Genomic DNA, 13,338 nt, shown 5'->3' with positions numbered 1-13,338 from the left:
CGAGCGCAATCCACTCAGTGCTGTGGCAAGGCGTCCTAAAGCGGGAGGAATGGTATTTTCCTCGTTTGCTGGTCGGCCTTGGCCGCTCCCCGTACGCTCTGATGGGCCACCGCTGACCTGGCTCTTTCCATCCGATGCGGTCTCGTCCGATGCGGCGGAAAGGGCCGACGGACCGACCGCGTCTCCGTGCGTCGTCACAGGTAAAGCGTGCACGATCTATGCACCCAGTACAACGGGTCCCGGTATGCCGTGACCGGACAGGTATGTAGGTGATTTCCGAATCACCCACCTCACGGGCCGACTTGCGCCGCTCTGGCTCAACTTCGATTTGACGTTGCCTGTCACCGTGGCATCATTGAGTCGGTTCCACTCAACCCTGGTACGAACCAAGTCGGTTAGCGAAGCGAGGAACACCATGGCACGTGCGGTCGGCATCGACCTCGGCACCACGAACTCCTGCGTCAGCGTTCTGGAAGGAGGCGAGCCCACCGTCATCGCCAACGCGGAGGGCTCCCGGACGACTCCGTCGATCGTCGCCTTCGCCCGCAACGGCGAGGTGCTCGTCGGCGAGGTCGCCAAGCGTCAGGCGGTGACGAACCCCGACCGGACCATCCGCTCGGTCAAGCGCGAGGTCGGCACGAACTGGTCGATCGACATCGACGGCAAGAAGTACACCCCGCAGGAGATCTCCGCGCGGGTGCTGATGAAGCTGAAGCGCGACTCCGAGGCGTACCTGGGCGAGACGATCACGGACGCCGTGATCACCGTCCCGGCGTACTTCAACGACGCCCAGCGCCAGGCCACCAAGGAGGCCGGTGAGATCGCCGGTCTGAACGTGCTGCGGATCGTGAACGAGCCGACCGCGGCCGCTCTCGCCTACGGCCTGGACAAGGGCTCCAAGGAGCAGACCGTCCTGGTCTTCGACCTCGGCGGCGGCACCTTCGACGTCTCGCTGCTCGAGCTCGGTGACGGCGTCATCGAGGTCAAGTCCACCTCGGGTGACAACCACCTCGGTGGCGACGACTGGGACCAGCGGATCATCGACCACCTGGTCAAGACCTTCCGCGGCGAGCACGGCATCGACCTCTCCCAGGACAAGATGGCCCTGCAGCGTCTGCGTGAGGCCGCGGAGAAGGCGAAGATCGAGCTCTCCGCCGCGACCACCACCAGCATCAACCTGCCCTACATCACGGCCGGCGCGAACGGCCCGCTGCACCTCGACACCACGCTGAGCCGGGCCGAGTTCCAGCGCATGACGCAGGACCTGCTCGACCGCTGCAAGGGCCCGTTCGAGTCCGCGATCAAGGACGCCGACGTCAAGCTCTCCGACATCGACCACGTGATCCTGGTCGGCGGCTCGACGCGTATGCCGGCGGTCACCGAGCTGGTGCAGAGCCTGATCGGCCGCGAGCCGAACAAGGGCGTCAACCCGGACGAGGTCGTCGCGGTCGGCGCCGCCCTCCAGGCCGGTGTGCTCAAGGGCGAGGTCAAGGACGTCCTGCTGCTCGATGTCACCCCGCTCTCGCTGGGCATCGAGACCAAGGGCGGCATCATGCACAAGCTGGTCGAGCGCAACACCACCATCCCGGCGCACCGCTCCGAGGTCTACACCACGGCTGACGACAACCAGCCCTCGGTGCTGATCCAGGTCTACCAGGGCGAGCGCGAGATGGCGGCGTACAACAAGAAGCTCGGCACCTTCGAGCTCAGCGGCATCGCGCCGGCCCCGCGTGGCGTCCCGCAGATCGAGGTCTCCTTCGACATCGACGCGAACGGCATCGTGCACGTGTCCGCCAAGGACCTGGGCACGGGCAAGGAGCAGAAGATGACGATCACCGGCGGCTCCGCGCTGCCGAAGGAAGACATCGAGCGCATGATGCGCGACGCTCAGGACCACGCGGACGACGACAAGAAGCGCCGCGAGGACGCGGAGGCCCGCAACCTGGCCGAGCAGCTGCAGTGGCAGACCGAGAAGTTCCTGGCGGAGAGCGGCGACAAGCTCCCCGAGGAGAACAAGAACAAGATCGGCGAGGCTCTCGGCGAGCTGCGCGGCGCCCTCGGCGGCACCGATATCGAGAAGATCAAGTCGGCGCACGAGCGGCTGTCGCAGGTCTCCCAGGAGGCCGGTTCGCTGCTCTACTCGCAGGGTGAGGCCCCGCAGGGCGCTCCGGACGCCGGCGGCGCTCCGGGCGGCGCGACCGGTGCGGGCCCGTCGGCCGGCGGCAACGACGACGTCGTGGACGCCGAGATCGTGGAGGACGACAAGAAGTGACTGCCAAGGACGACGAGAACGACGGTCAGGTGACCGAGCGGGAAGTCATCCAGGGCGAGATCGACGAGTCGGCCGAGGAGACTCCCGCCGAGGAGCCGGTGAACCCGCCGGTCGGCGCGCATCGCGCCCCCGAGGAGGAGGACGAGAGCCCGGTGTCCGAGGACGCCACCGCCACTGCCGCCGGCGCCGAGCTGGGCGCGCTGCGCAGTGAGCTCGACGAGCGCACCCACGACCTCCAGCGGGTGACCGCGGAGTACGCGAACTACCGCAAGCGGGTCGACCGTGACCGGGGCGCCGCGGCCGAGCAGACCACCGGCACGGTGCTCACCGCTCTGCTGCCGGTGCTGGACGACATCGACCGGGCGCGCGAGCACGGCGACCTGGTCGGTCCGTTCGCCTCGGTGGCGGAGCAGCTCACCGCGGTGACCGGCAAGCTGGGCCTGGTCGCCTTCGGGGAGAAGGGCGACGCGTTCGACCCGAACCTCCACGAGGCGGTCGCGCACCAGACGTCGGCCGACGTCACGGAGCCGACCTGCGTCGAGGTGATGCGCCGCGGTTACAGCCTGGGCGAGCGGTTGCTCCGCCCGGCCATGGTCGCTGTCGCAGATCCTGAGTGAGCAGGGCCTGAGTGAGCTGGACCGCAATGAAGTCGGTGTCGTGTCCCGCCCGCCGGTTCGCCGGCGGGCGGGTCCTCACAGCGAAGTCGAGGAGGTGGACTGAATGAGCTCGAAGGACTGGCTCGAGAAGGACTTCTACGCCGTGCTCGGTGTGAACAAGTCCGCCTCACCTGACGAGATCAAGAAGGCGTACCGAAAGCTCGCCCGTGACCTTCACCCCGACCGCAACCCTGGCAACAAGGAAGCGGAGGAGAAGTTCAAGGCGGCCTCCGAGGCCTACGACGTGCTCGCCGACGACAAGAAGCGCAAAGAGTACGACGAGATGCGCTCGCTGTTCGGCTCGGGCGCGTTCCGCCGGGGCGCGCGTCCCGGCGGCGGCACCCAGTTCGACCCGTCCGACCTGTTCGGCGGGTTCAGCGGGGCCGCGGGTGGCGGGGCCGGTGCGGACCGCCGGTTCGGCGGCACCGGCTTCTCGGACATCTTCAGCTCGATCTTCTCGGGCGGCGGCGCCGGTGGTCCCGGCCCGGCCGCGGCGCGGCGCGGCCCGCAGCGCGGGCGTGACGTCGAGACCGAGGTGACGCTCGACTTCGTTCAGGCGGTCCGCGGCACCACCCTGCCGCTGACGCTGCGCACCCCGGGCGCCTGTGACACCTGTCGCGGGTCCGGGGCGAAACCTGGCACGACACCGCGGTCCTGCCCGAAATGCCAGGGCACCGGCATGATCTCCAGCAACCAGGGCTCGTTCAGCTTCTCCGAGCCGTGCCGGGACTGCCAGGGCTCGGGCAGCATCGTGGACGAGAAGTGCCCGGAGTGCCGGGGATCCGGCGGGGTCACCAAGACCCGGACGATCAACGTGCGGTTCCCGGCCGGCGTGGCCGACGGCCAGCGCATCCGGCTCAGCGGCCGCGGCGAGCCGGGTGACCGCGGTGGCTCGGCGGGCGACCTCTACGTGCAGGTGAAGGTGCGGCCGGACGAGCTGTTCGGGCGCAGTGGCGACGACCTGACACTGGCCGTGCCGATCAGCATGGCGGAAGCCGTGCTCGGCACCGACCTGAAGGTGCCCACCCTGGACGGGCCGGTCACCCTGCGGGTGCCGGCGGGCACGCCGAGCGGCCGCAAGCTGCGGGCGCGGGGCAAGGGCGTGGTCCGCAAGGAGGGCCAGGCCGGCGACCTGATCGTCACTGTCGACGTGCAGATCCCGGCGGTCGTCAGCGACGAGGCCCGGGACGCGCTGGAGAAATTCGCGAAGCTCACCCCGCCCCCGGGGCGCGAGCGACTCGACGCCCGGATGCGCCGGGCGGGGTAACAGGCCCTCCGGACCCTCACGGGAGGTGGCACATGTATGAAGAGATCCACGTCTCGACGGAAGCCTCCGACGCGAAGGTTTTGATCATCTCGGTTGCCGCACGGCTGGCCGGGATGCACCCGCAGACGCTCCGGCAGTACGACCGGCTCGGGCTGGTGCAGCCGGGCCGGACCGGCGGCGGCGGCCGTCGGTACAGCGAACGGGACGTCGCGCTGCTCCGCGAGGTGCAGCGGCTCAGCCAGGAGGACGGTGTCAACCTGGCCGGCATCAAGCGGATCATCGGGTTGGAGCAGCTCGTCGGCGACCTCCAGCAGCAGCTGGCGGAGCTGGCGGAACAGCTCGACGCGGCGTACGACCGGATCGCCCAGCTGGAGGCGATGCGCAGTCCGTACGCCGGCCGGGACCTGGTGCGCCAGGAAACCCACTCGACCGCGCTGGTGGTGTGGCGGCCGCGCCGCTCCCCGGACAAGTGAACGGCGGCCCCTCGATCAGAGGGGCCGCCGTTGACTACCTGTAGTCACTCATCAATTACCGTCGGTTGAAGAGCCCCAGCCGACGCGGGTGGCGGACCAGGCCACCCTCCATCCAGTCGTGGTGATCGAAGAGCTCCGGCCGGGTCATCAGCACCCGGCAGTTGTGCGCCCAGATCTGCATCGGCTCGTCGCCGACCTCCTCGGCGCGCTCCACGAACTTCTTCAGCCGGCGCTTGCGCTGCCCGCTCGCGTTCTGCCGCACCCCGTCCGCGGCATAGATGTACATGCAGTGCTGTGCGAATCGCCGCGCCGGGCACTGCCGGTCCATGGCCAGCTCGAACAGGGTCGGGCCGAGCACGTCGCCGGAAATCAGCAGATCCCAGTCGCGCGGCATGGTGTTCAGCGGGACCGACTCAGGGTGGTACGCCCACGCCTGAAGCTCGTCCGGCCGGGGATCGACCGGATTCCCGAATCCGAGGAATGTTGCTTCACGCACGCTCACGCCGCCGCCTCACTCATGCGTCCGCCCGTGCGACCGGCCTCACTCCACCGGTCACGGGTGTCGGACGTCCCAATACTCAGAGTCGTCGCTCGGAGACGGTAGCGCGCTGAGTGTTTCAGCGGAAGTGTCAAGGCTTCACATTCAGATACTCGACAGTAACCTTGGGCGTTCGCTGTGGAGACGCCTGTCACTCCGGTGCCGGCAGCGGTTTCGTACGTGCCGCCTGGGCCGCCATCCGCTTCCGGACCAGGTCTTTGAACCACTGGTAGTCGGGCAGCCGCGCCAGCATCGGACCGGTGACCACGGTGATCAACACGTACGCGGTGGCGAGCGGCGCGAGCCGGGCGTCCACCCCGTAGGCGACCGCGAGGCCCGCGATGACCACGGAGAACTCGCCACGCGGCATCAGTGCGAGACCGGCGCGGAGCTGGCCGGGCAGCGCGATGCCGGCGCGCCGGGCGGCCAGATAACCCGTGATGATCTTGGTGAACATGGTGAGCACGGCCAGCGCGAACGCGGGGAGGAGCACCGCCGGCATGTCGGCCGGATCGGTGGAGAGTCCGAAGAAGACGAAGAAGACCGCCGCGAACAGGTCACGCAACGGGGAGAGCATCTGGGTGGCGTGGTGCGCGACCGGGCCGGAGAGCGCGATGCCGACCAGGAACGCGCCGACCGCCTCGGAGACCTTCAGCTCGCCGGCCACCCCGGCGATGAACAGCGTCAGGCCGAGGACGCTGAGCAGCAGCGCCTCCGGGTCCTTGACCGAGATGAATCGGCTGATCTCGCCGCCGTACCGGATCGCCACGACCAGCACCGCCACCACCGTGACCACCGCGACGCCCAGCGTGGTCAGGCCCGGGATCAGCCCGGCGCCGGCCAGCACCGCTGTCGCGATCGGCAGGTAGAAGGCCATCGCCAGGTCCTCGATCACCAGGACCGAGAGGATCACCGGTGTCTCCCGGTTGCCGACCCGGCCCAGGTCGCCGAGCACCTTCGCGATCACGCCGGACGAGGAGACCCAGGTGATGCCGGCCAGCACCAGCGCGGCTTCCCAGCCCCACCCGAGCAGCAGGGCGAACGCCGCGCCGGGCAACGCGTTCAGCAGCATGTCGATCAGGCCGGCCGGCGCCGCCGCGCGCAGGTTGTCCACCAACTCGTCGGCCGAGTACTCCAGGCCGAGCATGACGAGCAGCAGCACGACGCCGATCTGGGCGCCGATGCCGATGAACTCCTCGCTGGCCGAGAGCGGCACCAGCCCGCCGTGCCCGAACGCCAGGCCGGCCAGCAGATAGAGCGGAATCGGGGACAGGCCGAACCGCCGGCCGATCCGGCCCAGCATGCCGAGGCCGAAAAGTATCGCGCCGATCTCGATGAGCAGAATCGTGGTGTGGTGCTGCACGGGCTCAGCCGTCGTCGCCGGCCAGGATGGCTGTCACGCCGTCCAGGCCCTGCCGGGTGCCGACCGCCACGACCACGTCATTCGTTTCGAACCGGAACGAAGGCTCGGGGGAGGCGATCACCTCCCGGTCGCGCAGCACCGCCACGATCGACGCACCGGTCTGGCTGCGGGCGCGGGTGTCGCCCAGGCGCCGGCCGACGAACGGGGAGCCGGCGGGCAGCGCCACCTGCTCGGTGAGCAGGCCGGCCGCCTGCTGCCGCAGCCCGGCGAGCTGCCCCAGCATCAGGGACGCGCCGAGGACGTCGGCCAGGGCCTCCGCCTCGTCGTCGGTGAGCGGGATCGAGGCCAGGCTCGCGTCGGGGTCGTCCACGTCGTACAGCACCAGGTCGCGTCTGCCGTTGCGGTGGGAGACCACCCCGACGGTACGGCCTGAGGAGGTCACCAGGTCATGGCGAACGCCGATTCCCGGCAGCGGAGTCTGTTCCACCCGTACGCGCACGATCTCTACGGTAGCCCTCACCGGGTCGGTCCCCGCCCGGAAACAGACATCGTGATCATTGTGCCTGTTCGGCGACCTTTTCCGGGACGTCCGCGCCGGGAACGGGCGGCTCCGGGGCGGTTCGCGGCCGGGCCACGACGAGCAGGATCAGGCCGAGCACGACAAGGATCAGATTCATCAGGTACGCCAGCCGGAACCCGTACTGCTGCGCCAGCCCGAAGAGTGGGGCGGCCAGGATGTTCCCGATCGGGAAGGTGTTGGTGAACATGGTCGTCGCCCGGCCCGGGAAGCGCGGCATCAGGTCCTGCACGTAGGAGATGCCCAGGCCGGAGGTCGCGGCGATGAACAGGGCGTTCGGGATCTGCGCGACAGCGAGCATCCAGACCGAGCCGGCCGTGACGGTGAGCACGTGGTAAATGACCGCGCAGGCCGTGCCGCCGATGATGATCAGCCGCAGCGGCACCCGGGTGGAGAGCCAGCCGAAGCCGAGCATCAGCGGGATCTCCAGCGCCGCGCAGAGTCCCAGGAGCAGGCCCGCGTCGCCGACCGAGCCGCCCAGCTCAGCGCTGAGGTACAGCGGCAGGGCCTGCACGCCCAGGACCATGGCGGTCTGCAGCAGGACGAAGCCGGCCAGGATCACGAAGAGGACGCGCGGCACCTTCCCGGAGACCTGCCGGCCGTCGTGTGACGCGGCCGGCGCCTCCACCTCGGGCAGCCAGCGGATCGCGACAAGGGCGGCGATCAGGTACGTGACCGAGGCCGCGCCGAAGACGTACTGGAAGCCGCCGGTGGCGAGCAGGGCCGCCGCGAGCGACGGGCCACCGACCCAGGCGACCGAGAAGACCGTGCGCAGGGTGCTGATTCCCATGGCTGCCCGGGCCGGATCGTCGCGTTGGAGCACCTGACGTGCGTACGCGAAGGATTGTGGGAAGAGGGACCCGGCAATCGCCGTCGCCGTCGCGGTGAGCGCGAGCAGCACCCAGTAATCACGGACGACGGCGGTCAGGCCGGTCCCGGCGCAGCCGGCGATCGCCGCGATGATCAACAGAGTGCGCCGCATCGGACGCCGGTCGGAGATCCGGCCGATCGCCCAGGACATGGTGACGCCGGAGAGGGACGACACCATGAGGAAGAAGGTGACCTGGACGGGGGTGGCGTCGACAGCGGTGCTGAGGAAGAGCCCGACGAAGGGCCCGACCACGGCGGTGGCGATGCCGGTGGTGAGGAAGACGAGACCGAGCGGAAGAAGCCGTCGCGTTACGGAGGGCAGCGACACAGTCCGTACGTTACGGGTTGTTTCCTGTTGTTGTGCCGGTCCGGTGGTGGCCGTCACGCATTTCCGGCGCGCGCTAAAGTTGAGTTGCTTACGCTCAAGTCTGCTTGATCGGGATCCGTTCAGGGGAGCACATGAACACCGAACGCTTGACCACCAAGAGCCGCGAAGTGATCACCGCCGCGGTCGCCGACGCCGGCAGCCGCGGGCATGCCACGGTCGAGCCGTGGCACATGCTGCTGTCGCTTCTCGACACCGGCGGGTCGACCGCGACCGCGCTGCTGCGAGCGGTCGGGGCCAACCCCGCTGACGTGCGCCGGGCCGCCGCCCGCGCGCTGGAGCAACTTCCCTCCGCCCGCGGCGCCAGCACCGCCGAGCCCAGCCTCTCCCGCGAGTTCGTGAACGCGATCGGGTCGGCCGACCTGATCGCCAAGCCGCTCGGCGACGAGTACGTGTCGACCGAGCACCTGCTGGCCGGCCTCGCCCGGGTCGGCGGCGCGGTCGGCCAGGCCCTGCAGAGCGCCGGCGCTACCGAGGACGCGCTCGTCGCGGCGTTCCCCCAGGTGCGCGGCGGCGAGCGGCGCGTCACCACGGCCGACCCCGAGCAGACCTACAAGTCCCTGGAGAAATACAGCGTGGACCTCACCGCGCTGGCTCGGGACGGCAAGATCGACCCGGTCATCGGCCGGGACGCGGAGATCCGCCGGGTGGTGCAGGTGCTCTCCCGGCGTACCAAGAACAACCCGGTGCTGATCGGTGAGCCCGGCGTCGGCAAGACCGCGATCGTCGAGGGCCTGGCCCAGCGGATCGTGGCCGGCGACGTGCCGGAGACGCTGCGCGACAAGAAGCTGGTCTCGCTCGACCTCGGCGCGATGGTCGCCGGCGCGCAGTACCGCGGGCAGTTCGAGGAGCGCCTGAAGAGCGTCCTGGAGGAGATCCGCAGCTCGAACGGGCAGGTCGTCACGTTCCTCGACGAGCTGCACACGGTCGTCGGCGCCGGCAAGGGCGAGGGCTCGATGGACGCCGGCAACATGCTCAAGCCGATGCTGGCCCGCGGTGAGCTGCGGATGGTCGGCGCCACCACGCTCGACGAGTACCGCGAGCACATCGAGAAGGACCCGGCCCTGGAGCGCCGCTTCCAGCCGGTCGTCGTCGGTGAGCCGACGGTCGAGGACACGATCGGCATCCTGCGCGGTCTCAAGGGCCGTTACGAGGCGCACCACCGGGTGCAGATCACCGACGCCGCGCTCGTCGCGGCGGCCAGCCTCTCCGACCGCTACATCAGCGACCGGTTCCTGCCGGACAAGGCGATCGACCTGATCGACGAGGCCGCCTCCCGGCTCCGCATGGAGATCGACTCCCGGCCGGTCGAGCTGGACCAGCTGCAACGGCAGGTGGACCGGATGCGGGTGGAGAAACTGGCGCTGAGCAAGGAGACCGACCCCGCGTCGGTGGCCCGGCTGGAGCGGCTGGAGCGCGACCTCGCCGACCGCGAGGAGGATCTCACCGCGCTCACCGCCCGGTGGGAGCGCGAGCGCGGCGGCCTGAACCGGGTCGGTGAGCTGAAGAAGCAGCTCGACGAGGCACGGGCCGCCCAGGAGCGTGCCCAGCGCGACGGCGACCTGCTGGAGGCCTCCCGGCTGCTCTACGAGGTGGTGCCCACCCTGGAGAAGGAGATCCAGGCGGCGTCCGACGCCGAGGACGAGCGGGCCGAGCCGCCGATGGTCAAGGAGGAGGTCGGCGCGGACGACATCGCCGAGGTCGTCTCGGCGTGGACCGGCATCCCGGCCGGCCGGATGATGGAGGGCGAGACCGCCAAGCTCCTGCGTATGGAGGAGTCGCTGCAGGACAAGGTGATCGGCCAGCGCGAGGCGGTGGCGGCGGTCGCGAGCGCGGTCCGCCGCGCCCGGGCCGGCATCGCCGACCCGGACCGGCCCACCGGCAGCTTCCTCTTCCTCGGCCCCACCGGCGTCGGCAAGACCGAGCTGGCGAAAGCGCTGGCCGGCTTCCTCTTCGACGACGAGCGGGCCATGGTCCGCATCGACATGAGCGAGTATGGCGAGAAGCACTCGGTGGCCCGGCTGGTCGGCGCGCCGCCGGGATATGTCGGGTACGAGGAGGGCGGTCAGCTGACCGAGGCGGTGCGGCGCCGGCCGTACAGTGTGGTGCTGCTCGACGAGGTGGAGAAGGCCCACCCGGACGTCTTCGACCTGCTGCTGCAGGTGCTCGACGACGGGCGGCTCACCGACGGCCAGGGCCGGACGGTCGACTTCCGCAACGCGATACTGGTGCTCACCTCGAACCTCGGCTCGGCGACCTCCGACTTCACGATGGGCGACGAGGAACGCCGGGACGAGGTCCTCGCGGCCGTCCGGGCGCACTTCAAGCCGGAGTTCCTGAACCGTCTCGACGACATCGTGGTCTTCCACGCGCTCACCAAGGCGGACCTGACCGCGATCGTCGACATCCAGCTCGGCCGGCTGCGCGACCGCCTCGCCGAGCGCCGGCTCCACCTCGAGGTGATGCCCGAGGCGGTGGAGTGGCTCGGTGAGCACGGGTACGACCCGATCTACGGCGCCCGCCCGCTGCGCCGCCTGGTCCAGTCGACAATCGGCGACCTGCTCGCCAGGGCGCTGCTGAGCGGCGACATCCGGGACGGCGACGTGGTGCTGGTCTCGCTCAGCGAGGCCAAGGACGGCCTTGCCGTCCGGCGCGGCGTCTGATCCTCTCCTGGAAAAGGAACGGCCCCGGGTTTCCCCGGGGCCGTCGCCTTTCTAGTTCTCCGCCTCCCGCTGCCGGTAGGCGTGTGTCATCAGTACGTCCGTGATGGCGTGCTCGCCGTCAGCGGACCAGATCCGGATCCCGTCGCGGTGCAACTGGTAGCGAACGTCTTTGAACCACGTCCGGGTGTCGTCATGGTGAACGACGGTCAGGGTGTCGGCCTGGGGCATGGGACTCACCGGTCCTTGTCAGCTCTGGGGCAGCCGCGGTGTGGTCACGCGGCCCGCCTAATGGGTTGGGTGCCCGAAACCGGTCTGCCTCGGCCCCGGAGATGCGTGCGCGGGGCGGGCGACTCGTGTCACGGGCAGGGCTGTCCGCCGGAGGTCTTTGCTGCCGGCTGGACGCCACGAAATCGAAGTGTAGGCGGGCGCGTCGAGGTGTGCCGCCCCCTGAAAGAGCGACGTTTTAGGGGCCATGTTGGTGTTGTGAGGACGCGTCGTCGCCCGATGCTGCCACATCGTCGCGGACCGTGAGGTGCGGTCGCGTGATATGGCCTCCGACCGATACCGTAAATGGATCTAGAGGAGGGCAGTGTGACCGTACCCATATATCCCACCCCAAATCCGGCACCGGCTGCGCGTCCACCGCGCCCGGGGGTCGTCACCACATCGTCATACCTGCTCTACGGCGTGGCGCTCCTGCAGCTGCTGAACGCGCTCGCGGCGCTGCTGACCATCGGCGCTGTTCAGGACGCCTATCGGGACGCGTACGCGGGAACCGAGCTCGCTAGCGAGGGCGAGACCATCGCGGCCGTCGTCATCGTGATCCTCGCGCTGATGTACGCGCTGCTCGCCGCCGGGCTCGCCACCCTGTCCTACTTCAACAGCCGGGGCGCGAACGGCTCCCGGATCACGACCTGGGTGTTCGCCGGCATCGGCCTGTGCTGCAACGCGCTCGGCCTGACGAACGCGGCGGGCGGGGCGGTCAACACCAACGAGGGCGCGGGCCTGCCCAGCGACACTCAGGTCGACGCCGCGGTCACGGACGCGATGCCCGGCTGGTACGAGCCCGTCCTCTGGACCCTGACGCTGCTCACCGTGCTGGCGCTGATCGCGGTGATCATCCTGCTGGCGCTGCCGGCGGCGAACGCGTTCTTCCGCAAGCCGGGAACCGGGTATCCCGGGTACCCGGGGTATGCGGGATATCCGCAGCCCGGCGGGTTCCCGCCCGGTGGGGGTTACCCGCCGGCCGGTGGTCCGCCGCAGGGCGGTGGCTATCCGCCGCCCGGTGGGTATCCGGCCCCCGGTGGTTACCCGCCGGCCGGGCCGGGGCAGCCGACCTATGGGCAGCCGTATCCGGGGACGCCGGGTAGCGGTGCGCCGGGTGGCCCGGAAGGTGGGTATCCGGGGTCGTCGGCACCCAGTTCGCCGGGTCCGTCCGGTCCGCCTTCCTCCTCTTACGGGCCGCCGCCCGGTCAGCCGTCCTACGGGCCGCCGCCTGGGCAGCCGTCTTATGGGCCGCCGCCTGGGCAGCCGTCTTATGGGCCGCCGCCCGGTCAGCCGTCCTACGGGCCGCCGCCCGGTCAGCCGTCCTACGGGCCGCCGCCTGGACAGCCGTCCTACGGGCCGCCGTCCGGGCCGCCTTCTTACGGGCCGCCGTCCGGGCCGCCGGCGTTCCCGGGTCAGCAGGGACCCGGCCAGCCGCCGTATCCGGGACAGCCGGGCGAGGCGAGCCATTTCGGAACGCCGGAACAGTACGGTCAGCCCGGTCAGCCGGCGCCCGGGCTTCCGCCGTACCCGGGGCAGGAGGGAACCGGCGCACCCGGCACCCCGCCGCCGAGCGCGCCTCCCGCGCCGTTCACCCCCGCGGCCCCGCCCGCGAGCCTGCCGCCGAGCGACCCCTGGGCCGCGCCACCCCCGTTCCCGGGCGGCGACCGGCCGGGAAGCGATCCCACCGGTCACCCGGGCGCCGACCCTGGCGGCCAGCAGGACGCTGACCGCACCGGCCAGCAGGAGGCTGACCGCACCGGCCAGCCGGGCGACGGGTCGCCCGGCGAGCCCGACCGTGACCGGCCGGAGGGTGAGCAGCCGCCGCGGCCACCCGCCTGAGCCGCCCACCCGACCCACCTGAGAGATCTGACCCGGACCGGCCCGCCGACAACGGCGGGCCGGTCCTTCTCCGGCGGCCTCCACCGCACGCGAGCTGCCGGTCCCAGACTCACGCGAGCTGCCGGTCCCAGACTCACGCGGGCTGCCGGCTCCAGGCGCACGCGGGCT

At 70.4% G+C, this 13,338-nt stretch carries 11 protein-coding genes; 6 read left to right on the top strand and 5 right to left on the bottom strand.

Going from position 1 to position 13,338, the window contains the following annotated elements; all coding sequences use genetic code 11:
• Window positions 1–415: 415 nt before the first annotated feature.
• From dnaK to AB0F72_RS02425, 4 genes are all read left to right on the top strand, one after another.
• Complete coding sequence (gene dnaK / locus AB0F72_RS02440; RefSeq protein ID WP_360423890.1) at window positions 416–2,272, top strand: molecular chaperone DnaK; 1,857 nt, start codon at window positions 416–418, stop codon at window positions 2,270–2,272.
• Window positions 2,269–2,889 (top strand): nucleotide exchange factor GrpE, encoded by a 621-nt coding sequence (gene grpE, locus AB0F72_RS02435; RefSeq protein WP_360423887.1) that lies wholly within the window; start codon window positions 2,269–2,271, stop codon window positions 2,887–2,889. The genes dnaK and grpE overlap by 4 nt, the downstream gene beginning before the upstream one ends.
• Before the next feature lie 103 nt (window positions 2,890–2,992).
• Window positions 2,993–4,195 carry a molecular chaperone DnaJ gene (gene dnaJ, locus AB0F72_RS02430; RefSeq protein WP_360423884.1) on the top strand — a complete coding sequence of 401 codons (1,203 nt, stop codon included), beginning with the start codon at window positions 2,993–2,995 and terminating at the stop codon, window positions 4,193–4,195.
• A 32-nt stretch (window positions 4,196–4,227) separates the two neighbouring features.
• A complete protein-coding gene (locus AB0F72_RS02425; RefSeq protein ID WP_360423881.1) occupies window positions 4,228–4,668 on the top strand; it encodes a MerR family transcriptional regulator in 441 nt (146 codons plus the stop codon).
• A gap of 55 nt (window positions 4,669–4,723) precedes the next feature.
• Here the strand turns inward: AB0F72_RS02425 and AB0F72_RS02420 are convergent, their stop codons facing one another.
• The 4 genes from AB0F72_RS02420 to AB0F72_RS02405 form a co-directional block, all read right to left on the bottom strand.
• The gene (locus AB0F72_RS02420; protein ID WP_041829481.1) at window positions 4,724–5,170 is read right to left on the bottom strand and encodes a hypothetical protein; all 447 of its coding nucleotides are present in this window, start codon (window positions 5,168–5,170) and stop codon (window positions 4,724–4,726) included.
• A 187-nt stretch (window positions 5,171–5,357) separates the two neighbouring features.
• Entirely contained in the window at window positions 5,358–6,569 is a 1,212-nt protein-coding gene (locus tag AB0F72_RS02415; protein WP_360423877.1) for a cation:proton antiporter, read from the bottom strand.
• A gap of 4 nt (window positions 6,570–6,573) precedes the next feature.
• A complete protein-coding gene (locus tag AB0F72_RS02410; RefSeq protein ID WP_360423874.1) occupies window positions 6,574–7,068 on the bottom strand; it encodes a cation:proton antiporter regulatory subunit in 495 nt (164 codons plus the stop codon).
• Window positions 7,069–7,123: 55 nt separating this feature from the next.
• Window positions 7,124–8,344 (bottom strand): sugar efflux transporter, encoded by a 1,221-nt coding sequence (locus AB0F72_RS02405; RefSeq protein WP_360423871.1) that lies wholly within the window; start codon window positions 8,342–8,344, stop codon window positions 7,124–7,126.
• Window positions 8,345–8,475: 131 nt separating this feature from the next.
• On the opposite strand from AB0F72_RS02405, the gene clpB reads away from it, so the two are divergent.
• Window positions 8,476–11,064, top strand: a complete 2,589-nt coding sequence (clpB, locus tag AB0F72_RS02400; protein ID WP_360423868.1) for an ATP-dependent chaperone ClpB — start codon at window positions 8,476–8,478, stop codon at window positions 11,062–11,064.
• A gap of 51 nt (window positions 11,065–11,115) precedes the next feature.
• Here clpB and AB0F72_RS02395 read toward each other — a convergent pair whose 3' ends face one another.
• On the bottom strand, window positions 11,116–11,292 hold the full coding sequence (locus AB0F72_RS02395; RefSeq protein WP_360423865.1) for a hypothetical protein: 177 nt from the start codon (window positions 11,290–11,292) through the stop codon (window positions 11,116–11,118).
• A 459-nt stretch (window positions 11,293–11,751) separates the two neighbouring features.
• On the opposite strand from AB0F72_RS02395, the gene AB0F72_RS02390 reads away from it, so the two are divergent.
• Window positions 11,752–13,170 carry a hypothetical protein gene (locus tag AB0F72_RS02390; protein ID WP_360423862.1) on the top strand — a complete coding sequence of 473 codons (1,419 nt, stop codon included), beginning with the start codon at window positions 11,752–11,754 and terminating at the stop codon, window positions 13,168–13,170.
• Window positions 13,171–13,338: the final 168 nt, after the last annotated feature.

This window comes from Actinoplanes sp. NPDC023936, from assembly GCF_040639325.1.
In the GTDB taxonomy this organism is placed as follows: domain Bacteria; phylum Actinomycetota; class Actinomycetes; order Mycobacteriales; family Micromonosporaceae; genus Actinoplanes.
The sequence above is the reverse complement of the archived record's forward strand: the minus strand, read 5'-3'. Positions and strand labels throughout refer to the sequence as shown.

Bases quoted from the DNA above. Each gene is read 5' to 3' on its own strand.
- dnaK (WP_360423890.1), top strand. From the start codon at position 416: ATGGCACGTGCGGTCGGCATCGACCTCGGCACCACGAACTCCTGCGTC.
- dnaJ (WP_360423884.1), top strand. From the start codon at position 2,993: ATGAGCTCGAAGGACTGGCTCGAGAAGGACTTCTACGCCGTGCTCGGT.
- AB0F72_RS02425 (WP_360423881.1), top strand. From the start codon at position 4,228: ATGTATGAAGAGATCCACGTCTCGACGGAAGCCTCCGACGCGAAGGTT.
- clpB (WP_360423868.1), top strand. From the start codon at position 8,476: ATGAACACCGAACGCTTGACCACCAAGAGCCGCGAAGTGATCACCGCC.
- AB0F72_RS02395 (WP_360423865.1), bottom strand. From the start codon at position 11,292: ATGCCCCAGGCCGACACCCTGACCGTCGTTCACCATGACGACACCCGG.